General features: G+C 60.8%; 23 protein-coding genes. 19 read left to right on the top strand and 4 right to left on the bottom strand.

The window, feature by feature from the left end:
• Positions 1-88: 88 nt before the first annotated feature.
• On the bottom strand, positions 89-661 hold the full coding sequence (locus tag RE432_RS18865; RefSeq protein ID WP_310935063.1) for a YhbY family RNA-binding protein: 573 nt from the start codon (positions 659-661) through the stop codon (positions 89-91).
• 17 nt (positions 662-678) lie between these two features.
• Between RE432_RS18865 and RE432_RS18860 the strand changes: the two genes are divergently transcribed.
• The 5 genes from RE432_RS18860 (at position 679) to RE432_RS18840 (ending at position 6,369) form a co-directional block, all read left to right on the top strand.
• On the top strand, positions 679-1,314 hold the full coding sequence (locus tag RE432_RS18860) for an RlmE family RNA methyltransferase (RefSeq protein WP_310935062.1): 636 nt from the start codon (positions 679-681) through the stop codon (positions 1,312-1,314).
• 115 nt (positions 1,315-1,429) lie between these two features.
• Positions 1,430-3,322 carry an ATP-dependent zinc metalloprotease FtsH gene (gene ftsH / locus RE432_RS18855; RefSeq protein ID WP_310935061.1) on the top strand — a complete coding sequence of 631 codons (1,893 nt, stop codon included), beginning with the start codon at positions 1,430-1,432 and terminating at the stop codon, positions 3,320-3,322.
• Between the two features lie 17 nt (positions 3,323-3,339).
• Positions 3,340-4,182, top strand: a complete 843-nt coding sequence (gene folP, locus RE432_RS18850) for a dihydropteroate synthase (RefSeq protein ID WP_310935060.1) — start codon at positions 3,340-3,342, stop codon at positions 4,180-4,182.
• Complete coding sequence (gene glmM / locus RE432_RS18845) at positions 4,175-5,521, top strand: phosphoglucosamine mutase (protein ID WP_310935059.1); 1,347 nt, start codon at positions 4,175-4,177, stop codon at positions 5,519-5,521. Before folP ends, glmM begins: the two co-directional genes overlap by 8 nt.
• Positions 5,522-5,586: 65 nt before the next feature.
• Entirely contained in the window at positions 5,587-6,369 is a 783-nt protein-coding gene (locus tag RE432_RS18840; RefSeq protein ID WP_310935058.1) for a GNAT family N-acyltransferase, read from the top strand.
• 43 nt (positions 6,370-6,412) lie between these two features.
• Here RE432_RS18840 and ppx read toward each other — a convergent pair whose 3' ends face one another.
• Positions 6,413-7,903: an exopolyphosphatase gene (gene ppx, locus RE432_RS18835; RefSeq protein WP_310935057.1), complete on the bottom strand. Its 1,491-nt coding sequence runs from the start codon at positions 7,901-7,903 to the stop codon at positions 6,413-6,415.
• Between the two features lie 202 nt (positions 7,904-8,105).
• On the opposite strand from ppx, the gene ppk1 reads away from it, so the two are divergent.
• From ppk1 to RE432_RS18770, 13 genes are all read left to right on the top strand, one after another.
• The gene (gene ppk1, locus RE432_RS18830) at positions 8,106-10,178 is read left to right on the top strand and encodes a polyphosphate kinase 1 (RefSeq protein ID WP_310935056.1); all 2,073 of its coding nucleotides are present in this window, start codon (positions 8,106-8,108) and stop codon (positions 10,176-10,178) included.
• A gap of 103 nt (positions 10,179-10,281) precedes the next feature.
• The gene (gene pstS, locus RE432_RS18825; RefSeq protein WP_310935055.1) at positions 10,282-11,325 is read left to right on the top strand and encodes a phosphate ABC transporter substrate-binding protein PstS; all 1,044 of its coding nucleotides are present in this window, start codon (positions 10,282-10,284) and stop codon (positions 11,323-11,325) included.
• A 170-nt stretch (positions 11,326-11,495) separates the two neighbouring features.
• Positions 11,496-12,434 (top strand): phosphate ABC transporter permease subunit PstC, encoded by a 939-nt coding sequence (gene pstC / locus RE432_RS18820; protein WP_310935054.1) that lies wholly within the window; start codon positions 11,496-11,498, stop codon positions 12,432-12,434.
• Between the two features lie 9 nt (positions 12,435-12,443).
• Positions 12,444-13,304, top strand: coding sequence for a phosphate ABC transporter permease PstA (gene pstA / locus RE432_RS18815; RefSeq protein WP_310935053.1), 861 nt, complete (start codon positions 12,444-12,446; stop codon positions 13,302-13,304).
• A gap of 42 nt (positions 13,305-13,346) precedes the next feature.
• A complete protein-coding gene (gene pstB / locus RE432_RS18810; protein WP_310935052.1) occupies positions 13,347-14,123 on the top strand; it encodes a phosphate ABC transporter ATP-binding protein PstB in 777 nt (258 codons plus the stop codon).
• Between the two features lie 106 nt (positions 14,124-14,229).
• Positions 14,230-15,570, top strand: coding sequence for a S8 family serine peptidase (locus RE432_RS18805; protein WP_310935051.1), 1,341 nt, complete (start codon positions 14,230-14,232; stop codon positions 15,568-15,570).
• Between the two features lie 19 nt (positions 15,571-15,589).
• The gene (locus tag RE432_RS18800) at positions 15,590-15,829 is read left to right on the top strand and encodes a hypothetical protein (RefSeq protein ID WP_310935050.1); all 240 of its coding nucleotides are present in this window, start codon (positions 15,590-15,592) and stop codon (positions 15,827-15,829) included.
• 348 nt (positions 15,830-16,177) lie between these two features.
• Positions 16,178-17,554, top strand: a complete 1,377-nt coding sequence (locus RE432_RS18795; protein WP_310935049.1) for a substrate-binding protein — start codon at positions 16,178-16,180, stop codon at positions 17,552-17,554.
• Positions 17,555-17,621: 67 nt separating this feature from the next.
• Positions 17,622-18,476 carry a branched-chain amino acid ABC transporter permease gene (locus RE432_RS18790; protein ID WP_310935048.1) on the top strand — a complete coding sequence of 285 codons (855 nt, stop codon included), beginning with the start codon at positions 17,622-17,624 and terminating at the stop codon, positions 18,474-18,476.
• Positions 18,473-20,383: a branched-chain amino acid ABC transporter ATP-binding protein/permease gene (locus RE432_RS18785; protein ID WP_310935047.1), complete on the top strand. Its 1,911-nt coding sequence runs from the start codon at positions 18,473-18,475 to the stop codon at positions 20,381-20,383. The genes RE432_RS18790 and RE432_RS18785 overlap by 4 nt, the downstream gene beginning before the upstream one ends.
• A complete protein-coding gene (locus tag RE432_RS18780; protein WP_310935046.1) occupies positions 20,380-21,084 on the top strand; it encodes an ABC transporter ATP-binding protein in 705 nt (234 codons plus the stop codon). Before RE432_RS18785 ends, RE432_RS18780 begins: the two co-directional genes overlap by 4 nt.
• A 33-nt stretch (positions 21,085-21,117) precedes the next feature.
• Complete coding sequence (gene acs, locus RE432_RS18775) at positions 21,118-23,097, top strand: acetate--CoA ligase (protein ID WP_310935045.1); 1,980 nt, start codon at positions 21,118-21,120, stop codon at positions 23,095-23,097.
• 216 nt (positions 23,098-23,313) lie between these two features.
• Positions 23,314-24,090, top strand: a complete 777-nt coding sequence (locus RE432_RS18770) for a helix-turn-helix transcriptional regulator (protein WP_310935044.1) — start codon at positions 23,314-23,316, stop codon at positions 24,088-24,090.
• On the opposite strand, the gene RE432_RS18765 is transcribed toward RE432_RS18770, so the two are convergent.
• Positions 24,087-24,497, bottom strand: a complete 411-nt coding sequence (locus tag RE432_RS18765) for a DoxX family protein (protein ID WP_310935043.1) — start codon at positions 24,495-24,497, stop codon at positions 24,087-24,089. The genes RE432_RS18770 and RE432_RS18765 overlap by 4 nt on opposite strands.
• 116 nt (positions 24,498-24,613) lie before the next feature.
• Positions 24,614-25,087: an AMP-binding protein gene (locus RE432_RS18760; RefSeq protein ID WP_310935042.1), complete on the bottom strand. Its 474-nt coding sequence runs from the start codon at positions 25,085-25,087 to the stop codon at positions 24,614-24,616.
• A 124-nt stretch (positions 25,088-25,211) separates the two neighbouring features.
• Here RE432_RS18760 and RE432_RS18755 point away from each other — a divergent pair, with 124 nt between their 5' ends.
• Positions 25,212-26,330, top strand: a complete 1,119-nt coding sequence (locus RE432_RS18755) for a PLP-dependent cysteine synthase family protein (protein WP_310935041.1) — start codon at positions 25,212-25,214, stop codon at positions 26,328-26,330.
• The last annotated feature ends 9 nt before the right edge of the window (positions 26,331-26,339 follow it).

Raw genomic sequence — 26,339 nt, 5'->3', positions numbered from 1 at the left:
CAATGAACAAAGCCCATACGCAGGAATGCGATGGGCTTTATAATTTGGGCGCTTTGATCGGCCGGCAGGCCGCCGCCGGCGCAAGCCGCTAGCGTTTGCCGGTACGGGCGCCACTGCGCCGGGCGCCGGCGCGCAGCGACAAGGCGCTGCCGGCACGGCGCGGAATACCGTGAGCCGGGCGTTCGGCGGCCGCGGCGCCCGCCCGGCGCGCGCGTGGGGCTGCTGTTTCGGGCCTTTCGGCTTTCTGGCTTGCGCGCTTGGCTTTTTCAGTGCGGCGCGTGCGGGTAACGCCCTGGGCCGCCTGTTTTTTCGGGGTGTGGGGTTCCGTCGGCTTGCGTACGGCGCGGGTGGCGTTTTCGGCCTCGGCCTTGGCTTTTTGGGCGGCGGTATCGGGGCGATAGATGATCAGTGTTTTGCCCAGATGGTGAACCAGTGCGCACGACAGCGTGTCGCAGATGGTTTCCAGCATGGCGTTGCGCGCTTCGCGCTCTTCGCCCGCAATACGGACCTTGATCAACTGGTGGGCATTCAGGTTAAGGTCGATTTCTTTAAGTACTGAATCAGACAGGCCTCGGTCGCCAATCAGCACGACGGGACGCAAAGGGTGGGCGGCAGCGCGCAGTGCGCTACGCTCTTGGGAAGTAATGTCGAGTTTTGGCATAATGAGATTGTACGGGAATGGCCAAAAAAAAATTCTCAAAAGAATGGGTTATGCAGCATATAAATGACCCTTACGTCAAAATGGCGCAACAAAAAGGGTATCGGGCCAGGGCGGCGTTCAAGCTCACCGAAATACTCGATGCCGAAAAACTGCTCAGGCAGGGCGATGTCGTGGTCGATCTGGGTTCCGCCCCCGGCAGTTGGTCGCAGGTGGCCCGTGAACGGCTGGCCGGGGCGGGCGGCGTCGTGCAGGGCCGCATCATTGCGCTGGATATGCTCCCCATGGAGCCCGTTGCCGGCGTCGAGTTCATCCAGGGCGATTTCCGCGAAGACGCCGTGCTGGAACAACTGAAAGAACTGCTCGGCGATGCCCGGGTGGATCTTGTTATTTCCGACATGGCCCCCAACTTGTCCGGTGTGGGTTCGGCAGATTCAGCTAGAATTCAGCATGTGTGCGATTTGGCGCTGGACTTTGCCTGCCAGCATCTCAAGCCCGAAGGGGCGCTGATCGTCAAGGCATTTCACGGCAGCGGCTTTTCACAAATTGTGGAATCGTTCAAGCGCCACTTCCAGCGAGTGGTCGAGCGCAAACCCAAGGCGTCCCGTGACAAGTCGTCTGAAACATTCCTGGTGGCGCGTCGTCTAAAGCCGTAGGATTTCTTAAAACATGATTCGCTCTATCTCAGGTAGAATGAGTTATTGACATACTTGTTTTGCTGCCGTTATTGCGGAAGTCTGGCAAGCCGAAGTTACAAGTAGGAGGTTGGCTTTGAACAACTCGTTTTCCAAGGTTGCGATCTGGATGGTGATCGCGCTGGTCCTGTTCACTGTATTCAAGCAGTTCGACGGGCGCGCGACCACGACCGAAACCGTGACCTACACCCAGTTCATGAGCGATGCACAGGCTGGGCGCATCAACAAGGTCGATATTCAGGGCGATACGCTGTATGTCACGCCCGATGCCGGCCGGCCGTACAGCCTGACCTCGCCAGGCGACCTCTGGATGGTGCCTGAACTGGTCAAGTCCGGGGTGCAGGTGTCCGGCAAGGCGCGCGAAGAACCATCCTTCCTGACCAGCCTGTTCATTTCCTGGTTCCCCATGCTTCTGCTGATCGGGGTCTGGATCTTCTTCATGCGTCAAATGCAGGGCGGCGGCAAGGGCGGGGCATTCAGCTTCGGCAAGTCGCGCGCCCGCATGCTCGATGAAAACACCAATCACGTCACCTTTGCCGACGTCGCCGGCTGCGACGAAGCCAAGGAAGACGTCCAGGAACTGGTCGACTTCCTGCGCGATCCCACCAAGTTCCAGCGCCTGGGCGGCCGCATTCCGCGCGGCGTGCTCATGGTCGGCTCGCCGGGTACGGGTAAAACCCTGCTGGCCAAGGCCATTGCGGGCGAGGCAAAAGTACCGTTCTTCAGCATTTCGGGTTCCGACTTCGTCGAAATGTTCGTCGGCGTGGGCGCCGCCCGTGTGCGCGACATGTTTGAAAACGCCAAGAAGCAGGCGCCTTGCATCATCTTCATCGACGAAATCGATGCCGTGGGCCGTCAACGCGGCGCGGGGCTGGGCGGCGGCAACGATGAACGCGAGCAAACCCTGAATCAATTGCTGGTCGAAATGGACGGCTTTGAAACCGGCCAGGGCGTACTGGTCATTGCGGCCACCAACCGTCCCGACGTACTCGACCCGGCGCTGCTGCGCCCGGGCCGCTTCGACCGCCAGGTCGTGGTTTCCCTGCCCGACATCCGCGGCCGCGAGCAAATCCTTAAAGTGCACATGCGCAAAGTGCCGCTGGCCACCAACGTCGATGCGCTGGTCCTGGCGCGCGGCACGCCCGGGTTCTCGGGGGCCGATCTGGCCAATCTGGTGAACGAAGCCGCCTTGTTCGCGGCGCGGCGCAATGGCCGCACGGTCGAAATGAGCGACTTCGAAAAGGCCAAGGACAAGATCATCATGGGTGCCGAGCGCCGTTCGCTCATCATGCCCGAAGAAGAGCGCCGCAACACCGCCTACCATGAGTCCGGCCATGCGCTGGTGGCGCGCCTGCTGCCCAAGACCGATCCGGTCCACAAGGTCACCATCATCCCGCGTGGCCGCGCACTGGGCGTCACCATGCAGTTGCCTGAAGGCGACCGCTACAGCATGGATAAAGAACGCCTGCTCAACACCATTGCGGTGTTGTTCGGCGGGCGCATCGCCGAAGAAGTCTTCATGAATCAAATGACGACGGGCGCATCCAACGACTTCGAGCGTGCCACGGCCATTGCGCGCGACATCGTCACGCGCTACGGCATGACCGACTCCCTGGGGCCTGTTGTGTACGCCGAAAACGAAGGCGAAGTCTTCCTGGGCCGCAGCGTGACCAAAACCACGCATGTCTCTGAAGCCACCATGCAGAAGGTCGATCACGAGATTCGTGCCATCATCGACGAGCAATACACCATTGCCCGCAAGCTCATCGAAGACAATCGCGACAAGATGGAAGCGATGACGGCGGCCTTGCTCGAGTGGGAAACCATCGACGCCGACCAGATCCAGGACATCATGGAAGGGCGTCCGCCCCGTGCGCCGCAAACGCCGGCGCCCAACGATACGTCCGATCACACCCCGCCAACCGGGTTGTCGTCGGCGGGTGGCAACGCGGCGGCAACCCCTGTATAGGGCTCAACAGCACGTCAATGGGCTCTACTCTACTTTGTGGGCGCTTCGAGCTCGATCTCGAGCGCCCATTAATGATGGGGATCGTCAATGTCACCCCCGACTCTTTCTCCGACGGCGCCCAGCATTTCAGGCCTGAGCAGGCCATCGTCCACGCCAGGCTGCTGATAGAGCAGGGCGCCGACATCCTGGATATCGGCGGCGAATCGACCCGGCCCGGCGCCGATCCGGTCTCGGCCCAAGAGGAACTGCAGCGGATACTGCCTGTGATCGCAGGGCTGCGCGATGCCGGCGTGCCGCTGTCGGTCGATACGTTCAAGCCCGAAGTCATGCGTAGCGTGCTCGAGGCCGGCGCCGACATGATCAACGACATTTACGGTTTTCGCCGTCCCGGCGCGCTGGACGCGGTGGCGGGGTCGCGCTGCGGCCTGTGCGTCATGCATATGCAGGGCGAGCCCAAGACCATGCAACAGGCCCCGCAGTACGATGATATCGTGCATGACGTCGAGCATTTCCTGCATGAGCGCGTGGCGGCGCTGCGCGCGGCAGGTGTCGATCGGCGCCGGATTGTCCTGGACCCCGGCTTCGGCTTCGGCAAGACCCCGCAACAAAATTACTTTTTATTACGAAATTTGCATCAACTCGACAGCCAGGCATATCCCTGGCTGGTCGGCCTGTCGCGCAAATCCATGATCGGACATGTCACCGGCCGTGCGCCCGCGGAACGTGTGCCGGGCAGTGTGGCGGCAGCGCTGGCGGGCGTGGCGCGCGGCGCGCGCATCGTCCGGGTGCACGATGTGGCAGCAACGGTGGACGCCATAAAAGTGTGGCATGCAATTGAACACGGAGTTTCTTATGACTGAACGCAAATATTTCGGCACCGACGGGGTGCGCGGTGAAGTAGGCGGCCCAACGATCAATGCCGAATTTGCGCTTCGCCTGGGCTATGCGGCCGGGCGTGTGCTGGCGCGCAAGCATCCTGGGCGCGGCCGGCCCGCTGTGGTGATCGGCAAGGACACGCGCATATCGGGCTATATGCTGGAATCAGCGCTCGAGGCGGGCTTGTCCGCCGCCGGCATCGATGTTCTGCTGGCCGGGCCGGTTCCCACGCCCGCGGTAGCCTACCTGACGCGGGCATTGCGGCTGGTTGCGGGTATTGTGATCAGTGCGTCGCACAATCCTTTTCAGGACAACGGCATCAAGTTCTTCTCGGCTCAGGGCATGAAGCTGCCCGACGAAATTGAAGCCGAGATCGAAGCCGCGATTCACGAGCCTCTGGGTTGCGTCGGATCGGCGGCATTGGGCCGGGCACGCCGTATCGACGATGCGGCCGGGCGCTATATCGAATTTTGCAAAAGCACTTTTCCCAATGAGCTGGACTTGTCCGGCCTGTCCATCGTGGTGGATGCCGCCCACGGCGCCGCCTATCAAGTGGCCCCCCACGTGTTTCGCGAGCTGGGGGCGGAAGTATTCGCCATAGGCTGCCAGCCTGATGGTTTCAATATCAATGAAGGCGTGGGCGCCATGCACCCCGAGCGGCTCGTTGCCGAGGTGCAGGCACGGGGCGCCGACCTGGGCATCGCGCTGGACGGCGATGCCGATCGGCTGCAGATGGTCGATGGCTCCGGACGCCTGTTTAACGGCGACGAGCTGCTGTATGCCATCGTGCGCGACCGCATGACGCAAGGCAAGGTCGATGGCGTGGTCGGGACCCTGATGACCAATCTGGGTTTTGAAAAACAGATGGAGGCGCTCGGGGTGGGTTTCGAGCGGGCCAACGTGGGCGACCGCTATGTGCTGGAAGGCATGCAGAATCGCGGCTGGCTGTACGGCGGCGAGAGCTCGGGCCATTTGCTGTGCCTGGACTGCCATACGACCGGGGACGGCATTATTGCCGCCTTGCAGGTACTGACCGCCATGAGCCGCAGCGGCGCGAGCCTGAGCGGGCTGATATCCGGCCTGAAAATGTATCCGCAGAAGATGGTGAATGTGCCGCTGGCCCCGGGTGTGCAGTGGCAGGATCACCCCGGCTTGCAGGCTGCCCGCCAGAAAGTTGAGCACATGCTCGATGGCCGAGGGCGTGTTTTGATACGCGCCTCGGGCACCGAACCCAAGCTGCGCCTGATGGTCGAGGCTGAAGACGAAGCGCTGGCCGAAGAAGGCGTCCGGCAATTAGTGGCGGTGGATTTAACAAACGCGTAACGTCGGCATAAAATACTTGCAACATTCCGGGCTCATAATGGCAGAACGTTTACGGAGTTACACGTATGTTAGAGCTTGCACGTATTCAGCCAGAAGCCGCGGCCGGTCCAAACTGGCCCACCCCCAGGGCATCGGGCTTTGTCCTGGGGCTTGCGCGCACCAACGAAGAGCTTGAGTCCATACAGCGCCTGCGCTACAACGTTTTCACCGACGAAATGAACGCCGTGTTTCCGGATGCCGTCGATGGCCTGGATGCGGACCGCTACGATCCGTGGTGCGAGCATCTTATGGTCAAGGAGCTCGGCACGGGGCTTGTGGTGGGCACCTACCGTTTGCTGACGCCCGCCAATGCCCGCAAGGCGGGCGGCTACTATTCCGAAACAGAGTTCGATCTATCCGGCCTGGGCGCCTTGTATGGCGAGGTCGTCGAGGTCGGGCGCTCGTGCACCCACGCCGATTACCGCAACGGATCGGTCATCATGCTGCTGTGGTCCGGCATTGCCGGCCTGGTCCAGCAGTATGGCTTTCGCTATGTGCTGGGCTGTGCCAGCGTCAGCTTGCGCGACGATGGCGTCACCGCCGCCGAAGTATGGCGCACCGCCCGCACATCCATGGCCGGCAGCCCCGATCTGCCCCGGGTCGTGCCGCGCTACCGCTATCCGGTCGAGCGCCTGGACAGCGTCTTGCCGGCCCGTATGCCGCCGCTGATCAAAGGGTATCTGAAGCTGGGCGCCGCCATTTGCGGCGAGCCGGCCTGGGACCCCGACTTCAATACTGCCGACTTCCCGGTTCTGCTTGACATCACGCACATGGATGCCCGCTATCGCCGCCATTTCGGCATGGAATAGCCGTTGTATCCATCGCACAGCTGCCCGTCCGGGCAGGCCGGGCCTAATGCGTCAGCAGCTCGAGCTCAAAGCCCGCTTTGTCCCATTCGCGCTTTTCCCCCTGCAGCGAGTATTCCGACAGCGGGTGTGCATCCAGCCATTTTTTATTGACGCTAACGGTTACGTTTTTGCCGTTGGCGCTCAAGGATACGGGCGGGTTTTCCTTGTCTTCGCGGCGGCGTGAAAGCAATACGGCCAGCCGCAGGCACAACAGGGTCAGCCATTTACTGCGCGTAGGCTCGTGCACCGGAAGTTTGCTGATTTTTCCCTGGTGTCCAAGCGCCAGCCTGGCCAGCAAGAGCTGATCGTCCCGGGAAAAACCCGGCATGTCGGCATGCTCGAGAATGTAGGCGCTGTGCTTGTGGTATTCGGCATGGGCAATACTGATGCCGATTTCGTGCAGGTCCGCCGCCCATCCCAGCGTGCGTTCAAGTTCCTGCGTCTCGGGGGCGTCCGGCAGGCCGAGCTGGGCAAAGAACGCCAGGGCGATCCGCTTGACGCGTTCCGACTGGCGCAGGTCGACATGATAGCGTTTGACGAACTGGCGGGCTGTTTCGTCGCGCTTGTCGTGTTCGGAGTCGCGGCCCAGCAGATCGTAGAGCACCCCTACGCGCAATGCGCCTTCGCCGGGCGCCATGTTGTCGATCTTGAGTTCCTTGAACGCTGCCATCATGATGGCCAGGCCGCCCGACAGCACCAGGGAGCGGTCATGTTTCAAGCCCGGCAGCTCGCTCATGATGACCTTGCCGTCGCGCACGAGCTTGTCCTTGAGCTTTTCCAGGCCGTCCAGCGTGATGCCTTTTTTGGACATCCCGCCTTCTTGCAGGACGGCCAGCAGGCCCTTGGCGGTGCCCGAGGACCCGTAGGCCTCTTGCCAGCCCGTTTTCCGATACTGCCGGGATATGCCTTCAAGCTCGCGGCGCGCCGCGATCTGGGCCTCTTGCATGCGCGCTTCGGTAATACGGCCATCCGGGAAGAACCGCCGCGTATAGCTGACACAGCCCATATAGAGCGACGACATGTGCAGCGGCTTGAAACCCTTGCCGATAATGACTTCGGTGGACCCGCCGCCGATATCGATCATGAGGCGGCGATTGTCGGAGGGCGGCAGTTCGTTGGTAATGCCCGAAAAGATAAGCCGCGCTTCTTCCTGGCCGGCAATCACCTCGATCGGAAAGCCCAGGGCCGCTTCCGCGCGGGGCAGTATCTCATCCACATTGCGGGCCACCCGGAAGGTGTTTGTGGCGACGGCGCGCACTCGGTTGGGATGGAAGCCCTGAAGCCGTTCGCCAAAGCGCTTGAGCACCGTAATGGCGCGCTGGATGGCTTCTTCGTCGATGACTTTGTCATCGCCCAGGCCCGCAGCCAGCCGGACCGATTCCTTGAGGCGATCGATGGCGTAGATTTGTGCCTTGCCATCTTGTTGCACGACGCGTCCGATTGAAAGTCGGAAGCTGTTTGAGCCTAGATCGACTGCGGCAAGTAGGTGGTCCATATTGGATAAACTCGGGTGAATACCGGTGAATTATAAGGACCCAGCGCCCGGCGGCGGGCGCGGCGGCATTCAAACGCCCCAAAAAGGCTGCAAAAACTGGCATATTGCCAGTATTGACACTGTTTGCTGAATTTTGGCCGGGCGTCATATAACGGTAATAAAAATGAAGTAAAACGTTGTCTCCTTTCTTATGGGCGCCTATATGCTTCCTTCATCGTCTGATCCCACCTTATTGAATCGGGAATTGTCCTTGCTCAAGTTCAACGAGCGGGTGCTGGCCATGGCTGAAAACCGCAATACGCCCTTGCTGGAGCGCTTGCGCTACCTGTGCATCGTCAGTTCCAACCTGGATGAGTTTTTCGAGATCAGGATTTCCAGCTTGAAGGAGCAGCAGCGCCAGACGCCCAACGTGGTCGGTGTCGACGGCTACACGCCGGGCGAAGCGTTCGAACGGGTCCAACTGGCCACGCATGAGCTGGTGGACCGTCAGAACAGCCTGCTGACCAACCAGGTGCTGCCCAAGCTCAAGGCGCACGGCATTGCCTTGATCGAGCCGGCTGACTGGGGCGAGGAGCTGCACGCATGGGCGCACGCGGGCTTCGAGCGCGAGGTCATGCCCATGCTGACCCCCATCGGGCTGGATCCGGCGCATCCCTTTCCCCGGGTCTACAACAAGAGCCTGAACTTCATCGTGGCCTTGTCCGGGCAGGATGCGTTTGGCCGCAGCGCGTCGATCGCCATCGTCCAGGCTCCCCGCGCACTGCCTCGGGTCATGAAGGTGCCGGCCGACATCGCCGGCATGCCCCATGGTTACATTTTGTTGACGGCATTGATCAGCACTTTTGTCGGCGAGCTTTTCCCGGGCCTGGATGTCAAGGGGGTCTACCAGTGGCGCGTGACCCGCAACAGCGACCTTTTCGTCGATGAGGAAGAAATCACCAATCTGCGCCAGGCGCTGCAGGGCGAACTGTCGCAGCGCAATTTCGGCGCTGCGGTCCGGCTGGAAATCGATCAGTTCATGCCGCCCGACCTGGAAGCCTTCCTTCAGCAGGAATTCATGCTGCAGCCGCAGGATACCTATCGGGTCAGCGGGCCGGTGAATTTGTCGCGGCTGATGCAGTTGTGCAATGTGGTCGACCGGCCCGAGCTGCTGTTTCCCGATCACCGCCCCAAAATGCCCGCGCCGTTCGACCAGGCGGGCGATGACCCCGAGTCGATGTTTGCGGCGATTGCCCAGCAGGACCAACTGCTGCACCATCCCTACCAGTCTTTCCAGCCGGTGCTGAGCTTTCTTACGGCCGCGGCCCTGGATCCGGCCGTCGTGGCGATCAAGCAGACCATTTACCGCACGGGCGAGGACTCCGAGCTCATGCGTCTGCTGCTGGCGGCGGCCAAGGCGGGCAAAGAGGTGACGGTGGTGGTCGAGCTCATGGCCCGGTTCGACGAACAGACCAACATCAATTGGGCGGCCAAGCTGGAAGAGGTCGGCGCCCATGTCAGCTACGGGGTGGTGGGGCATAAAACCCATGCCAAGATGGCCCTGGTGCTGCGGCGCGAAAAAGGGCATATTCGCCGTTATGGCCATCTGGGCACCGGTAACTATCATCCCCGGACCGCCAGGCTCTATACCGATTTCGGCCTGTTGACCGCCGATCAGAAAATGTGCGAGGACATGGACAAGGTGTTTTCCTTGCTGACGGGGCTGGGCGCGCGGCGGCCGCTGAAGTTGCTGCTGCAGTCGCCTTTTACCCTGCATGAAACCATGGTGGCCCTGATCCGCAGCGAGGCGGCCCATGCCAAGGCGGGCAAGAAGGCACGCATCATGGCCAAGATGAATTCGCTGCTCGAACCCGTCATTATCGACGCCCTGTACAAGGCGAGCGCGGCGGGCGTCAAGATAGACCTGATCATTCGCGGGGCGTGCGCGCTGCGCGCCGGCGTGCCGGGCCTGTCCGAGAATATCCGGGTGCGGTCCATCGTCGGCCAGTTCCTGGAGCATTCACGCGTGTTTTATTTCTATAATAATGGGGCGGAGAACGTGTATTTGTCCTCTGCGGACTGGATGGACCGTAATTTTTTCCGGCGTGTCGAGCTTGCTTTCCCCATACTCGACAAAACGCTGAAAAAACGCGTCATCAACGAAGCCTTTACTTACGCCTTGCGCGATAACCAGCTGGCCTGGCGCGCCCTGCCCAATGGGGGCTACGCAAAGGTCAGCGGCCGAGGCAAAGCCTTCAATTTGCACCAGCATCTGGTCAAGCAACTGGGATCGTGAAAGTTTTGCCCACTGTCACGAACATGTCATATTACTTACTTACTATGACGGCTGTACAGGATTAACCCTGTCTTCAACCAGTACAGATCAATAGGATACCCTTATGTTCAAGCGCGTTTTATTACAGGTTTCGGTCGGTATCGCCTTTGGCGCGGCCACGCTGGCAGCCCAGGCTGCCGATATCACCGGCGCGGGTGCGTCGTTCCCCTATCCGATTTATGCAAAATGGGCTGACCAGTACCAAAAAGAAACCGGCCATCGCGTCAACTACCAATCGATCGGCTCGGGCGGCGGCCAGCAGCAGATTATTGCGAAAACGGTCGATTTCGGCGCTTCCGACGACCCGATGAAGGGCGACGCGCTCGACAAGAACGGCCTGTTCCAGTTCCCCGCCATTGTGGGCGGCACGGTGCCCGTCATCAACGTCGACGGCATCAAGCCGGGCGAACTGAAGCTGTCGGGCGAAATTGTCGCCGACATCTTCCTGGCCAAGATCACCAAATGGAATGACCCGGCCATCACGGCCATCAATCCCGACGTCAAGCTGCCTGACGCCGCCATCATCGTGGTGCACCGTTCCGACGGTTCGGGCACGACTTTCGGCTGGACCAACTACCTGTCCAAGGTGTCGGCCGAGTGGAAAGAAAAAGTCGGCGAAGGTAAAGCTGTAAAATGGCCCACAGGCCAAGGCGGCAAGGGTAACGAAGGCGTGGCCGCTTACGTTCGCCAGCTCAAGAACTCGATTGGCTATGTCGAGTACGCGTATGCCAAGCAGAACAATCTGTCCTGGACGCAGTTGAAGAACCTGGACGGCCAGTTCGTCCAGCCTACGCAAGGCGCCTTTGCAGCGGCTGCCGCCAATGCCGACTGGAAAAGCGAGCCCGGCATGGGTGTTGTGCTGACCAACGAGCCCGGCGCCGAGTCCTGGCCTGTGACGTCCGCCAGCTTCATCCTGGTGCACAAGAAGCAGGACAAGCCCGAGAACGGCAAGGAAGTCCTGGCATTCTTCGACTGGGCTTTCAAGAACGGCGGCAAGTCGGCCGAAGAGCTGGACTACGTGCCCATGCCCGACAGCGTGACGGCTCAGATCGCCGAGGGCTGGAAAGCGGAAATCAAGGCTGCTGACGGTAGCGCAGTCTGGAAGTAACAGGTGAACTCGGGGCTGCCTGGCGGCCCCGACAACACCCGTCAAGACGGTGCTGTGCAGATGGCACCGTCTTTGTTGTGTTAAAAACCCGGCGGTTCACGTGCGATCACTTTGTTTGATGTCCGTGTATTTATCTTACTGGTCTTACTGCGAAATGCTAAAAAACCGACATGAAAAATAATCAGAACGCACTCATGGACGCCGTATTCAAGAATCTGACGCGTACGTTTGCGTTTCTGGTGTTTATTTTGCTGGGCGCCATCATGGTGTCCTTGATATACGGCAGCAGGGAGTCCATTGCCCAGCACGGGCTGGCCTTCCTCTGGACCAATAACTGGGACCCTGTCCAGAATATCTACGGCGCCATGGTCCCCATTGTGGGCACGGTGCTCACGTCGGCCATTGCCCTGGTCATCGCCGTGCCGGTGTCTTTCGGCATTGCCATGTTCCTGACCGAACTGTCGCCGGTCTGGCTGCGCCGGCCATTGGGCACGGCTATTGAAATGCTGGCGGCGATTCCATCGATCATTTACGGGATGTGGGGGCTGTTTGTATTCGTCCCCCTGTTCCAGCAGTATGTGCAGCCCCACGTCATCGACTTTTTCGAGGGTGTGCCCGTGCTGGGCGACATTTTTGCGGGCCCCCCGTTTGGTATCGGGGTGTTCACGGCCGGCCTGATCCTGTCCATTATGGTCATCCCTTTCATTACGGCGGTGATGCGCGATGTTTTCGAGCTGGTCCCGCCCATGCTGAAAGAGTCCGCCTACGGCCTGGGCAGCACGACCTGGGAGGTGGTCTGGCGGGTCGTATTGCCTTTTACCAAGAATGGCGTGATCGGCGGCATTATGCTCGGGCTTGGACGGGCCCTGGGCGAAACCATGGCTGTCACCTTCGTGATCGGCAATGCCTTCAATCTGCCGAATTCGATTTTCGCGCCGTCCAATTCGATTGCCTCGGCATTGGCCAACGAGTTCAACGAGGCCGGCGGCATGCAAAAGTCGGCGCTGCTTGAACTGGGGCTGATCCTGTTCCTGATCACCACTGTGGTCTTGGCTTTTTCCAAAATCCTGCTCCTGCGCCTGCAAAAGGGCGAGGGCACATCGCACTAGGCCGGCTCCATGTTCTCTTCCGATTCCCTCGTCAATGTATCGAATCCGGTCTACAAGAAGCGCCAGCGCGTAAACCGGGTCTTGCTCACCTTGTCCAGCGCCACGGTGGTGTTCGGCCTGTTCTGGCTGTTCTGGATTATCCTGACCTTGCTCCTGAAAGGCGGCTCGGCCCTGTCTCTGACCCTGCTGACCGAGCCCACGCCTCCGCCAGGCGCCGACGGCGGCCTGCTGAATGCCATTTTTGGCAGTGTGGCCATGGCCGTGGTCGCCACCCTGATCGGCACCCCCATCGGCGTGCTGGCCGGTACTTACCTGGCCGAATACGGCCAGCGCGGCTGGCTGGCCCCCGCCACCCGGTTTCTGAACGACGTGCTGCTGTCCGCGCCGTCCATCATCATCGGCCTGTTCATCTATGCCGTCTATGTGGCGCAAGTGGGGCATTATTCCGGCTGGGCCGGCTCTTTCGCCCTGGCCATCCTGGTCATCCCGGTGGTGGTGCGTTCTACCGACAATATGCTGTCGCTGGTGCCGAACAGCCTGCGCGAGGCGGCGGCGGCCCTGGGCTGCCCCCAGTGGCGCATCGTCATGTACATTTGCTATCGCGCGGCGCGTTCGGGCATTATTACCGGCGTGTTGCTGGCCATTGCGCGTATTTCGGGTGAAACCGCGCCCTTGCTGTTTACCGCGCTGAACAACCAGTTCATGTCGATGAACATGAATGCGCCCATCGCCAACCTGCCCGTGGTGATCTTCCAATATGCCGCCAGCCCTTACGAGGACTGGAACCGCCTGGCCTGGGCGGGCGCCGTGCTGATCACGTTGTTGGTACTGGGCATCAATATTATCGCTCGCAGCCTCTTTCGCAAATAACACGTAGGTAAAGGGGCCTGGCCCCTTGCCCGGGAAACGACTATGCAAACTTCTCCATCCACAGAACGCACGAAGCTGGAAGTCAAGAACCTTAATTTCTATTATGGCAAGTACCAGGCTATAAAAGATGTGAATCTGTCCATCAAGGAAAACAAGGTAACAGCTTTCATCGGCCCGTCGGGCTGCGGTAAATCGACCTTGCTGCGTACCTTCAACCGCATGTACGAACTGTATCCCGGCCAGCGCGCTGAAGGCGAAATCAATCTTGATGGAGAAAACCTGCTGGCGTCCAAAATGGACATCTCGCTGATCCGCGCCAAGGTGGGCATGGTTTTCCAGAAGCCTACGCCGTTTCCCATGAGCATCTACGACAACATCGCATTTGGCGTGCGGCTGTTCGAAAAACTCAGCAAGGGCGAAATGGATGAACGGGTCGAATGGGCCTTGTCCAAGGCGGCCTTGTGGAACGAAGTCAAAGACAAGCTGAATCAAAGCGGCAATGGCTTGTCGGGCGGCCAGCAGCAGCGGCTTTGCATTGCCCGCGGCGTGGCCATCAAGCCCGAAGTGCTCTTGCTGGACGAACCCTGCTCGGCGCTCGATCCGATCTCCACCGCGAAAATCGAAGAGCTGATTGCCGAAATCAAGTCCGAATACACGGTCGTCATCGTGACGCACAACATGCAGCAGGCGGCGCGCTGTTCCGACTACACGGCCTACATGTACCTGGGCGAACTGATGGAGTTTGGCGAAACCGATCAGATTTTCGTCAAGCCGGCGCGCAAGGAAACCGAAGACTACATTACCGGCCGCTTCGGCTGACGACATCAAATGTAGCAGTTTCGGCTTGACGCGTCGGCCGGCTGCTTGCATGCTGTCTGGGTAACGGAATGCGTGCCGCGTTCCGTTGCATGCCCAGGAGACCGCAATGCCACGCGAGCAGCATGAAACGGGCCGCTACCTGGTTCTGTTGTGCCAGGACCGGCCGCAGGAAGGCGTAAAAAAACTCATTCAAATCACCGGCGCCAGTCTGGTCCGCGCCTCTGCCGGTAAAAGCAAAACAGGTAAAAGCGCCAAGCTTGCGCCGCAATGCGCCCTTGTCTTCGATCGCCTGGGCGTTGCGCTGCTGCGTTGCGAACTGAGCAAGCAGGCGATGCTGGAACGGGCCGTCGCCGACAGCGACGGCGCCATACTGGCGGTGGAGCCTGAAAGGACGGTGTATGCGGTGGGACGCAGCCAGGTGTCGATACCGACACCGGTGCCGCCCGATGCAAGCCTGGATGCGCACGATCACGATCATGATGCTTTGCTCCAGGCCTATCTGAAGGGCTATGGCGATGCGGTCGATGACCTGGCGGAACGCTTGGCTTTGGGGCGCTGGAAGGCCGAGGAAACGCGCCCAGGGGCTGCGGCCGATGAGTCCCGGCTGACGTGGGGCATTCAGGCGATCAAGGCGGGGCAATCGTCTTATAGCGGCAAGGGGGTGCGCCTGGCGATCCTGGATACCGGCATGGATATGCAGCATCCCGATTTTGCCGGGCGCGACATGGCTTCCCGTTCGTTTGTCGACGGACAGACGGTGCAGGACGGCAACGGGCATGGCACGCACTGCGCGGGCATTGCCTGCGGTCCCGCCCAGCCGGCCGGAGGGCCGCGCTATGGTGTGGCCGGCGATGCGCAACTGTATGTCGGCAGGGTATTGAGCGACGAGGGCAGCGGGGGCGATGGGGGCGTGCTGGAAGGCATCAACTGGGCTGTCGAGAATCAGTGCCGAGTCGTATCCATGTCGCTGGGCAGTCCGGTGGAGCCGGGGCAGGGATATTCCAAGGTGTTCGAAGAGGCAGCCCGAAGAGCCCTGGCCGCCGGCACGGTCATCATTGCCGCGGCCGGCAATGACAGCCAGCGGCCCGGCGTCATTGCGCCGGTATCTCATCCCGCCAATTGCCCCGCTATCATGGCGGTGGCGGCCATCGACCAGCACATGCGGATAGCCCCTTTTTCCAGCGGCGGGCTCGAAGCCGATGGGGGGCAGGTCGACGTGGCGGGGCCGGGGGTTGCGGTACTGTCTGCCTGGCCCGGGCCCGCTCGCTATCGCAGCCTGAGCGGCACCAGCATGGCGACGCCTTTTGTCGCGGGCGTTGCCGCCTTGCTGGTCGACGCCCAGGGCGATATCAATGGGCATGCGCTACTGGGCCGTATTGTCCAGAGCACGCGCAGGATGGCGCTCCCCTCGCGCGATGTGGGGGCGGGGTTGATTCAGGCCCCCTGACAGCAAGCAAGGTGCCGTCGTGACCCATACCCAATTATCGATATCCGTTGAAGAGGCCTATCTGGACCGATACGCCGAGGTGGTCGAGGATTGCCGCAGGGCGGGCATGCGGGTGGAGCGGCAAATGGCCGCCGTCGGCATTATTAGCGGGACGATCGAAACATCGAGGATGCACGATTTATACAAAATTGCCGGCGTGCGCCATGTAGAACCCTCGCGCGTCAATCGTTGCCTGGGCCCCGCCGACGGCCTGGAATAGGGCATTCATTTCAATATCTCCCCCGTTTATCGCATTCACGTTAACCCTCGACTTTATTTATAAAGTCTGATTCAAGACAGTTAATGTCCGTTTCAAGGGAGTTGCGGCGACTTCCTTTTGATAATCTGGGCCGCATCCGTAGCAACAACTACAAGCAATACGGATTCGCTCTTGATCATAAAACGGCAGACAAAAACAAGTTTGCGGTGCTTTCAGGCATTGCGGATAAAAAAAATTCCCATGTACGGCTGACGCCTTTTCCGCTCCTGGAAAGGGGGCGTAGCTTTGCACAGGAAACCTGCGAGGCGGCTTGCATGCGCCACGGGAAACACTAAAAGGAGATTTACGGTGGAAGACAAGAAAGTTCAAGCTATGCAGTCAAGCGCCACGGACCGTCGTGGTTTTTTGAAGACCAGTTCCGCCGTGGCGGGTGGCTTGCTGGTTCCGGGGGCATACAGCTCTGCCGCGTTTGGCCAAGAGAAACAATACCCCAAGCTGGGCAACTACCCCGATGGTGTCGCGGGCGATACCGTTGTAGCCGGCCTGACGCTGGACCTGACGGGGCCGTATTCGGCCGAAGGGGCCGGGCAGAAGCGCGGCTTTGAGCTGGCCGCCGAGATGATCAACGGCGGCGACCCCCGCGTCAAGAAAGTATCGCCGCTGACCAAGCAGGGCATACTGGGCAAAAGAATCGTACTGGCCATCGGCGACGCCGAAACCAAGCCCAATAGCGCGGTACAGGCGGCCACCCGCTTCATCCGCCAGGACAAGGCCATGATGATCGCCGGCAGCGTCAGCAGTTCGGTGGCCATTGCACTGCAAAATACCTGCGAGCGCGCCAAGACACTGTACTTCCCGATCATCAGCGGTTCCAGCGACACCACCGGAAAGGACTGCCGGCGCTACGGTTTCCGCCTTTGCCATCATGCCTACACCGCCTCCAAGGCCATCGCGCCCGTCCTGGCCCAGGCCTATGGCAAAAACATGAAAGCCATCTATCTGGTGCCCGACTACAACTATGGGCACTCCATTCACGATCACATGCGTGAATTCACCGAAGCGCAAGGCTGGACCACCATCGATACGCCCCAGATCCACCCGCTGGGCGCCACCGATTACAGCGCCTATCTGCTGAACGTTGCCAATAGCGGGGCCGACATCCTGATCAACCTTGACTACGGCGCCGATGCGGTCAACTCCGCCAAACAGGCGCACCAGTTCGGCGTGCTCAAGAATATGAAAATGTGCGTGCCCTATATGCCCGCCTACATGCTCGAGGAAGTCGGGCCCGAGATCATGGAAGATGTGCACGGCACCATGGTGTTCTGGTGGACCCAGGCTGAAAAGAACGAAATCGCCAAAGACTTCGTCGACGCCTACGAGGCCAAGTTCAATGCCAAGCCCCGCGATCCGGAGCACAACGCCTACATGACCATGCTGCTATGGGCCGATGCCGTCGAGCGCGCCGGCACCTTCTATCCGGCCGAGGTCGTCAAGGCCTTCGAGGACAGCATCCATCACAAGCGTCCCTACACCATGGGCGGCGAGGTCTATTTCCGCGCCGAAGACCACGACGGCGCAGCGAACTTTGCCGTGGTGCGGGGCAAGAAACCCTCTGAAATCAAGAATAAAGACGATCTGGTCGATGTCGTGGCCGTGGCCGATGGCGTGGAAACGCTGCCGCCCATCGGTTACGCGGGCTGCAAGATGGCGCCTGCCGCCTAAGCAAACGTTGATTCGATCGTAGTCATAAAAAACGGGGGAGACAGGTATGCCTAGCCTTGGCCTATTCATGTCACAAGTTTTCAATGGTCTGGCGCTGGGGGTGCTGCTCTCCCTCATTGCTGCCGGTTTGACCATTATTTACGGCACGCTTGGCGTGATCAATTTTGCGCACGGCGCGTTGTTCGTAGTGGGCGCTTATGCCGGCTTTTCGGTCTTTACCAGCACAGGTTCCTTTGTGCTGAGCATTATCGGCGGTGCATTGGCCGCCATGGCGGTGGGCCTTGTCATGGAAAGAGGCCTGATCAAGCGGTTCTATAACCGCCCGGTCGAAGACCAGATTCTGGTTACCTTCGGCATCAGCATTGTCATCGTCGAGATCATCCGCGCCATCTTCGGCGGGGTGGGGCAACGCGTCCCGGTCCCGACCTGGGGCGAGGGCGTGGTCGATCTGGGGTTTGTCGTCTACCCCCTGTACCGGATCCAGATCCTGGCCATCGCCGCCGCGGCGCTCGGCCTGTGCTGGCTGGTGCTGTACCGCACGCGTCTGGGCCTGATCATTCGTTCGGGCATTGAAGATGCGCTCATGACACGTCTGCTGGGGATCAACATCCAGCGTGCTTTCCTGATCGTGTTTGGCGTGGGGGCGGCGGCGGCGGGGTTTGCCGGCATGATCTACGCGCCCATTGTGTCCATCGTGCCCGACATGGGGTTCCGCGTGCTCATTCAGTCGTTCGTGGTCGTCGTCCTTGGGGGCGTCGGGTCCTTCCCCGGCGCCATCCTGGGCGGCCTGATTGCGGGGCAGATCCTTAGCCTCACTTCATTGTTCAATCCCGTGTATTCAGACGTCATGCTGTTTGCAGCCATGGCGCTGATCCTAATATTGCGGCCACAAGGTCTGTTGGGTGTGGAGGGCAGGGCATGAGCCAGACTGAAAATTCCGTTGCGATCGAGTCGGGCGATGGCGTTTCGCCCGCCGGACAGGTGCATAGGCCTGCCGGGACAGCGGGCGCATTGCGGCGCCGCTACAGCGTCGAGCTGATCACAGCCATGGTGCTTTGCGTGGCGCCCTTTATGGCGCCGCTCATCGGCGCCGGCCCCGACTTGCTGGGGCGGGTCCTGATCTGGGGTCTGTTCGGCCTGGGCTTCGACCTGTTGTTCGGCTATGCCGGCCTCCTGTCCTTCGGGCAGGCAGCCTTCTATGGCACAGGCAGCTTCGTCACGGCTTATCTGCTCACCACCGGCATCATTCCCAACATGTTGCTGGCCTTGGTCGTTGCCATGCTGGTGGCGTCGGTGCTGGGCTTGATGATCGGCTACCTGACCTTGCGGCGCAGCGGCATTTACTTTGCCATGAGCACGCTGGCCTTTGCCGAAATGATTTACTTTCTGGAGTTCGGCCCATTACGTGACTGGACGGGCGGCGAGAACGGCATCCCCGGCATTCCCGAGCCAGCGATCGACCTGGGCTTCTTCAGCTATACCATACAGCCTGGCTGGCCCATGTATACCTTCCTGGCCATCATGTTCTTCCTGGGCTTTGTGATCGCCCGGCGTATTGCGCTGTCGCCGTTTGGCGTCATCCTGACCGCTATCCGCGGCAATCCGCTGCGGGCCATGGCGGTCGGCCACAAAATACAGCGCTACAAGCTGGCTGTATTCGTGGTCGCCGCGGCGTACGGCGGCGTGGCGGGCGGGCTGCTGGGTCTGTTCCAGGGTTATATGCCGCCAGACGCGTTCAACCTGCATACGTCGGCCGAGCTCGTCATTCAAACCGTCATGGGCGGGGCCGGCACCTTGTTCGGGCCTTTGCTGGGCGCGCTGATCTGGCTTTATCTGTTCGAGGTGCTGCAGTTTGTGGATGCCGTCGGCCCTTACTGGCGGCTGATCCTGGGGGTCATTTTCGTGATCCTGGTCACGGTGTTCCGCCGAGGCATTTGCGGCGAGTTCATCGCCTGGCGCAACAAGCGCATGACGCGGCGCATTGCACGGGCAGAGACCAGCGGTGCGACGGCCGCCCCACGCCGCCAGGGTGTTCAACTGGTCATGCGTGAATCAGCGCCCATGGCAGCGGGGATCCCCGTGCTGCAAGCGCATAACATTGCCAAGCATTATGGCGGTCTGAAAGCCGTCAAAGGGGTGTCCATCTCGGTCGCCGAAGGCGAGCTGCGGGGGCTGATCGGCCCCAACGGCGCCGGCAAATCCACGTTCTTCAAGATGCTGGCCGGTGAAATCCTGCCAACCTCCGGCGAAGTCTTCCTGCGTGGCGGCAATATCACCGGTATTGGCGTGACCCAAGTCTGCCAACTGGGCATGAGCAAAAGCTATCAGGTCAACGAGCTGTTCGATGCCCTGACGGTCCGGCAGAACATCCTGATGTCGGTGCTGGGCCAGAAGCGCGGTTCCTTCCGCTTCGATGCCCTGGCCAGCCTGAACGGGGTCAGCGGCTATGGCGAACAGGTCGAGGCCGCGATGGAACTGGTCGAGCTCAGCCACAAGGCCGATACGCCGGTCCACGAGCTGTCCTATGGCGAGAAGCGGCGGGTCGAAATAGGCCTGGCCTTGGCCACCGGCGCCAATGTCCTGCTGCTCGATGAGCCCCTGGCCGGCATGAGTCCGGAAGAGCGTGTGCATGCAGTGGCTCTGCTCAAGAGCATACGGCGCGGACGCACGGTGCTGATTGTCGAGCACGACATGGACGCCATGTTCGAGCTCGCCGACAAGATCACGGTTCTTTATGACGGCAACTTCCTTGCGGAAGGCACCCCTGAAGAAATCCAGGCCAGCAAGGCCGTGCAGGACGCTTATCTCGGAGGCGTAGTCGAGTCATGAGTCTATTAGAAGTCGAAGGCATCAATACCTTTTACGGCGATTCGCACATTCTGTTCGATGTGTCGCTCGAGGTCCGTGAAAACGAAGTCGTCGCCTTGCTGGGCCGTAACGGGGCCGGCAAGTCCACGCTGTTGAAGACGCTGGCTGGCGCGCTGACTCCCAAGTCGGGCCAGATCACTTTTGACGGAACGCCCATCCAGCACATGCCCGCGCACCTTATCGCCCGGCTGGGCCTGCAACTGGTTCCCGAAGAGCGGCGGGTGTTTGGCGGCATCACCGTCCACGAGAACCTGCAGCTGGCGGCCATGACAGCCAAGAAGCCCTTGAGCTTCTCGGAAATCTACCGCACCTTTCCGCGCCTGGACGAGCGGCGCGGCAACAAGGGCCGTGAACTGTCCGGCGGCGAGCAGCAAATGGTGGCTATTGCGCGTGCCATGATCCGCGATGCCCGGTTGATCCTGCTTGACGAGCCCTTCGAAGGCCTGGCGCCGCTGATTGTGCGCGACCTCATGAATGTCTGCCAGGAATTGGCGAGCCAGGGGCGCACCATCGTCGTGGTTGAGCAGAACGTGACGGCGGCCTTGTCCATGGCCAGCCGTTGTTATCTGCTCAACACCGGCCATATTGTTTTCGGGGGAACGTCACAGGAGTTGCAGCAGAAGCCCGAGATCATGAACCGCTACCTTGGGGCAGCGGCGTGATGTTCATGTTTTGAAGAAGCAGGAGTGTATGCTATGTCGTCTACCATTGATTCCATCCTGGTCGAGAACAGGGTTTTCTCGCCATCGGCCAAGGCTGTTGCAGGTGCAACGGTGTCGGGCATGGAACATTACCAAGCCCTGTGTACTGAAGCCGAAAACGATCATGACGGTTTCTGGACGCGCTTGGCCAACGAGCATCTTGTCTGGCGCAAGCCGTTCACCAAAGTGCTTGATGCGTCGAACGCGCCGTTCTATACCTGGTTCGACGATGGCGAGCTCAACGTTTCCGAGAACTGCCTGGATGTTCACCTGACCAACGGCAACGCCGATAAGACGGCCTTGATCTTCGAGGCCGACGACGGGGCTGTCGAGCAGGTCTCGTACCGGCAATTGCATGCGCGCGTCTGCCGCATCGCCAATGGCATCAAGTCGCTGGGCTACAAGAAGGGGGACAGGGCCATCATTTACCTGCCCATGTCCATCGAAGCGATCGCCTGCATGCAGGCCTGCGCCCGCCTAGGCGTGATCCACTCGGTGGTCTTTGGCGGGTTCTCGGCCAAAAGCCTGCACCAGCGTATTGTCGATGTGGGGGCGGCGCTGGTCATTACGGCCGACGCGCAGATGCGGGGCGGCCGCGCCATAGGCTTGAAGTCCGCGGTGGACGAGGCGCTGGCGGAAGAGGGCGGCGATATCGTCAAGCACGTTATCGTCTACCAGCGTGCGGACATCGACATTGCCTGGAACCGCGCGCGCGATGTCTGGCTGCATCATCTTGCAGACAGCCAGCCCGATACCTGCGAGCCCGTCCCGGTCGAGGCCGAACACCCTTTGTTCATCTTGTACACGTCCGGTTCTACGGGCAAGCCCAAGGGCGTCCAGCACGCCTCGGCGGGCTACCTGCTGTGGACGGCACTGACCACCAAGTGGGTATTCGATGCGCGCTCCGACGATGTATTCTGGTGCACGGCCGATGTGGGCTGGGTCACCGGCCATAGTTATATTGCCTACGGTTCCCTGGCCGCCGGCCTGACGCAGATCGTCTTCGAGGGGATTCCCACTTATCCCGATGCGGGCCGGTTCTGGGAAATGATACAGCGGCACAAAGTCAGCGTTTTCTATACCGCGCCCACAGCCATCCGCTCGCTGATCAAGGCGTCGCAGGCCGACCCCAACACCCATCCCCAGCGTTATGACCTGTCCAGCCTGCGTCTGCTGGGGTCGGTGGGCGAGCCCATCAACCCCGAAGCCTGGATCTGGTACTACAACAACGTCGGCAATGGCCGCTGCCCCATCGTCGACACCTGGTGGCAGACGGAAACGGGCGGCCACATCCTGACGCCGCTGCCCGGCGCCACGCCGCTCAAGCCCGGCTCGTGCACCTTGCCCCTGCCGGGCATTTCCACCGGGGTCGTCGACGAGGCCGGCAATGACGTGCCTGCCGGCCGAGGCGGCTTCCTGGTGATCAAGCGCCCCTGGCCTGCGATGATACGAACGGTCTGGGGCGATGCCGAGCGCTATAAAAGCAGCTACTTCCCCACCGATCTAAAAGGGTACTACCTGGCCGGCGACAACGCGCAGCGTGATGCCGACGGCTATTACTGGATCATGGGCCGCACCGATGATGTCCTGAGTGTATCGGGCCACCGGCTGGGCGGCACCGAGATCGAATCGGCGCTGGTCGCGCACGAAAAAGTGGCCGAAGCCGCCGTGGTCGGGCGGCCCGATGCCACCACCGGCGAGGCCATCGTGGCTTTCATCATGCTCAAAGAACCGGTGCCCGACGGCGAAAAGGCCGATGCGATTGCCAAGGAGTTACGCGACTGGGTGGCCAATGAAGTGGGTCCGATTGCCAAGCCGCGCGATATCCGGTTTGGCAATAACCTGCCCAAGACGCGTTCAGGAAAAATCCTCAGGCGGCTGTTGCGGGTGGTGGCGGAAGGCAAGGAGGTCACGCAAGACGTATCCACGCTGGAAAACCCGGATGTCCTCAAGCAGTTCACCGGCGTTTATTAATGACCGGTCCGGGCCTTCGCGGGCCCGTTCTGAAACGCAGGGCCGGCCCTTGGCATCGTATGGGCCGTTCATGTATTGCGATGGGGGTTTTCCTCCATGGCTATAAGTGCAGGGTTTACTAGAATCAATGTACGGATAACGCGATGTATGGCGAATCTGTCGTCTTGATCATTATGTGGTGGCAAGCCATTATGGTTTTGGGGGTAGGTATTCGCTATGGATTCGCAACTTGGCATCGGCTCAGCCCATGCTTACGCCGGCATTCTGGCTGGCAGCCTTAGCCGCGACTTTGCCGATTCAACCATCCTGACCGACCACACGCACGAAATGGGTCAGATCAAGTTCGCGTTAAGCGGCATCATGGTGGTGTCCAGCACGGAAGGGCACTGGGTCGTCCCGCCCACCCGGGCGCTGTGGCTGGCCCCGAATGTACGGCATCGGGTCCGCATGTTGGGCAAAGTGCGCCTGCGGTCTGTGTTCGTGAATCCCGCCTTCTCGCATGGGCTCCCGGAACAAAGCTGCTTGTTACCCGTCTCGCCCCTGTTTCGCGAAGTGATTGCCGCGGTGGCAAGCGCCAGCTTCAGCGCCATGCCCAGCCGCCGAATCAAGCTGTTGATGAATCTGCTGCTGGAAGAGGTCAATCAGCAGTCTGCCCTGCCTTTGCATTTGCCCACACCGCGCGACCACCGCCTGGCCACCATATGCATGCATATCCAGGAGCATCTTGACGACATGAAAACCCTGAAAGAATGGTCGAAAGACCTGGGGTACGACCAACGCACGCTGCACCGCCTGTTCATCCATGAACTGGGCATGTCGTTCGGGCAATGGCGTCAGCAGGCAAAACTGCTGGCGGCGCTGGAATGGCTGGCCGAGGGGCGGCAGGTGTTGGGTGTTGCGCTTGATCTGGGCTACCAGACCCAAAGCGCATTTACCGCCATGTTCCGGCGCAATCTGGGCATCACCCCCAGCGATTTCCTCAAGTCCATCTAGTTCCAGCGGCCGCCCTTGCCGCCGACGCTATAGCGCCCGGCGCCCAGCATGGCGATGGCCAGGCCCCCGAACAGGTACAGGCCTTGCAGTTCCAGGCGCCATCCGCCGCTGCCGGTAAGCTGTGTCAGGTGCCCCATGTGCGCCAGGGCGATGGCGACCAGCATGTTGGCCACGACCAGCAGGCCGCCCAGGCGGGTATACACGCCAAGAATCAGGAACAGCGGGGCGATCACTTCACCGATGTACACCGCCCAGGCGAAGAAGGCAGGCAGCCCCTGCGCCGCGACCATGCCCTCGATGCCGCTGACGCCGTTGAGCAGCTTGGCGATGCCGTGCAGAAGCAGCAGCACGCCGACGCTCAGGCGCAAAGTGAGTTTGCCGAAATCTTCCAGGGTCGTATAAGACATGTATCGCCGCTCCGCGTGTAAAGGTGACTGCCCGCCATCGCATCGTTGGCGGGCCGCGACATTATTGCACAGGGTCCGGGGCCGCCGGCGCCTGTGCGGCTGCGGAGGACCGCGACTTATACCGCAGGCGAGCCGACGGCGCCGTCCGCGTCTGCCGGCTGGCTGTCGTGACGGGCCGGCGTCTGGTCGCGATAGGTGCGGACCAGGCCTTCGAATTGGGAAAACTGGATGGTGAACTCATCGTCGGCACGGATCTTGTCGTGGCCTGTTTCATCGACGATGACCGTCGAGCAGCGCGAATCGTTGATAATCTGATGCAGGGCCTCGGTGCTGCCGTGGCAGTTCAGCGGCACGAGCACTTTCCCCGCCGCCAGGATGGCCAGCACACTGACCAGGTACTCCAGCGATTGTTCGGCGCACAGCGCCACACGCGACCCCGGTATAGGGTCTTTGGATTGCAGGGCGACGGCCAGGGCATTGACGGCAACCGAGAGTTCGGCATAAGAAACCTGGCTGTCGGCGTCTTCCAGGGCAATTTCCTGGCCATGCTGTTGAACCAGGTTCGTCCAGAAATCAAGGGTAGGCATCATATACGGGAAACCTTTGAATAAGGAAAGTGATCGTGTCGAATGAAACGGATAGTATCGAGTATAGACGGGTGTCGCTTATCATGCGGTGTTGCAGGAATCTATTACGGATAGCAGGAGGTGGGTGATGGTCAAGGCGCGCGAGTCGTGGGTGCAGCAAGCAGTTCGAAAAATCGAGGCGGATTTCAACCGCTCGGCGGATACGCACCTTATTCCGCTTTCCCTGCCCGCCTATCCCGGGGTGGATTTGTACCTGAAGGATGAGTCCAGCCACCCCACGGGCAGCTTGAAGCATCGCCTGGCGCGTTCCTTGTTCCTTTATGCGCTGTGCAATGGCTGGCTGCGTGAAGGAAGCACCGTGATCGAAGCCTCGTCCGGATCGACAGCGGTGTCCGAAGCCTATTTCGCGCGCTTGATCGGCCTGCCTTTCATGGCGGTGATTCCCAAGAACACGTCCCGGGAAAAGATCGCGGCGATCGAGTTCTATGGCGGACAGATTCACCTGGTGAATTCGGGGCGCGAAATCTATGGCGAGTCCGAGCGCCTGGCGCGCGAACTGGGCGGGCATTACATGGATCAGTTCACCTATGCCGAGCGGGCAACGGACTGGCGCAGCAACAACAATATCGCCGAATCCATTTTCAGCCAGATGCGGCAAGAACCCCATCCTGTGCCGGACTGGATCGTCTGCAGCTGCGGCACGGGGGGCACCACGGCAACCATAGGCCGCTACATACGCTATCAGGGCTACGATAGCCGGGTTTGCGTGGCCGACCCGGAAAACTCGGTCTTCTTCGACGCTTACGCAAGCGGTGACCCTACGCTGCAGATCGAGGCGGGATCGCTTATCGAAGGGATAGGCCGCCCCCGCGTGGAACGCTCGTTCATTCCCAGCGTGATCGATCGCATGGCCCGGATTCCCGACCTGGCCTCATTGGCGGCCTTGCGGTATCTGGAAAAAAGCCTGGGGCGGCGTTGCGGCGGCTCGACGGGCACCAATTTCATCGCCGCCCTGCAGCTTGCCCGCCGTATGCATGGGGCGGGCGAAGCCGGTTCCATTGTCATGGTGCTGTGCGATGGCGGCGAGCGTTATTCCCAGACCTACTACAACGATGCCTGGCTGCGGGAGCGCGATTTCGATGTGGGCCCGGCCGAATGGGCCATCGCGCAAAGCGCCGAGCAGGGTGAAGCCCTGCCCTGGGAGCTGGAAGAGCATGCGCACGAGGACCACGTGCCGGCGCGCTAGCTCGCCGGC

Origin of the sequence: Pusillimonas sp. SM2304 (assembly GCF_031628915.1) — a bacterium.
Taxonomy (GTDB): domain Bacteria; phylum Pseudomonadota; class Gammaproteobacteria; order Burkholderiales; family Burkholderiaceae_B; genus Pusillimonas_C.
This window is presented reverse-complemented; position numbering and strand designations above follow the sequence as displayed.

What these genes read in the sequence shown, in the direction of transcription:
- pstC (WP_310935054.1), top strand. Translation starts at nt 11,496, where the DNA reads ATGAAAAATAATCAGAACGCACTCATGGACGCCGTATTCAAGAATCTG.
- RE432_RS18765 (WP_310935043.1), bottom strand. Translation starts at nt 24,497, where the DNA reads ATGTCTTATACGACCCTGGAAGATTTCGGCAAACTCACTTTGCGCCTG.
- RE432_RS18760 (WP_310935042.1), bottom strand. Translation starts at nt 25,087, where the DNA reads ATGATGCCTACCCTTGATTTCTGGACGAACCTGGTTCAACAGCATGGC.
- RE432_RS18790 (WP_310935048.1), top strand. Translation starts at nt 17,622, where the DNA reads ATGTCACAAGTTTTCAATGGTCTGGCGCTGGGGGTGCTGCTCTCCCTC.
- RE432_RS18755 (WP_310935041.1), top strand. Translation starts at nt 25,212, where the DNA reads ATGGTCAAGGCGCGCGAGTCGTGGGTGCAGCAAGCAGTTCGAAAAATC.
- RE432_RS18860 (WP_310935062.1), top strand. Translation starts at nt 679, where the DNA reads ATGGCCAAAAAAAAATTCTCAAAAGAATGGGTTATGCAGCATATAAAT.
- ppx (WP_310935057.1), bottom strand. Translation starts at nt 7,903, where the DNA reads ATGGACCACCTACTTGCCGCAGTCGATCTAGGCTCAAACAGCTTCCGA.
- RE432_RS18770 (WP_310935044.1), top strand. Translation starts at nt 23,314, where the DNA reads ATGGATTCGCAACTTGGCATCGGCTCAGCCCATGCTTACGCCGGCATT.
- RE432_RS18805 (WP_310935051.1), top strand. Translation starts at nt 14,230, where the DNA reads ATGCCACGCGAGCAGCATGAAACGGGCCGCTACCTGGTTCTGTTGTGC.
- pstB (WP_310935052.1), top strand. Translation starts at nt 13,347, where the DNA reads ATGCAAACTTCTCCATCCACAGAACGCACGAAGCTGGAAGTCAAGAAC.
- RE432_RS18840 (WP_310935058.1), top strand. Translation starts at nt 5,587, where the DNA reads ATGTTAGAGCTTGCACGTATTCAGCCAGAAGCCGCGGCCGGTCCAAAC.
- RE432_RS18865 (WP_310935063.1), bottom strand. Translation starts at nt 661, where the DNA reads ATGCCAAAACTCGACATTACTTCCCAAGAGCGTAGCGCACTGCGCGCT.
- glmM (WP_310935059.1), top strand. Translation starts at nt 4,175, where the DNA reads ATGACTGAACGCAAATATTTCGGCACCGACGGGGTGCGCGGTGAAGTA.
- RE432_RS18780 (WP_310935046.1), top strand. Translation starts at nt 20,380, where the DNA reads ATGAGTCTATTAGAAGTCGAAGGCATCAATACCTTTTACGGCGATTCG.
- pstS (WP_310935055.1), top strand. Translation starts at nt 10,282, where the DNA reads ATGTTCAAGCGCGTTTTATTACAGGTTTCGGTCGGTATCGCCTTTGGC.
- folP (WP_310935060.1), top strand. Translation starts at nt 3,340, where the DNA reads ATGGGCTCTACTCTACTTTGTGGGCGCTTCGAGCTCGATCTCGAGCGC.
- RE432_RS18785 (WP_310935047.1), top strand. Translation starts at nt 18,473, where the DNA reads ATGAGCCAGACTGAAAATTCCGTTGCGATCGAGTCGGGCGATGGCGTT.
- pstA (WP_310935053.1), top strand. Translation starts at nt 12,444, where the DNA reads ATGTTCTCTTCCGATTCCCTCGTCAATGTATCGAATCCGGTCTACAAG.
- acs (WP_310935045.1), top strand. Translation starts at nt 21,118, where the DNA reads ATGTCGTCTACCATTGATTCCATCCTGGTCGAGAACAGGGTTTTCTCG.
- ppk1 (WP_310935056.1), top strand. Translation starts at nt 8,106, where the DNA reads ATGCTTCCTTCATCGTCTGATCCCACCTTATTGAATCGGGAATTGTCC.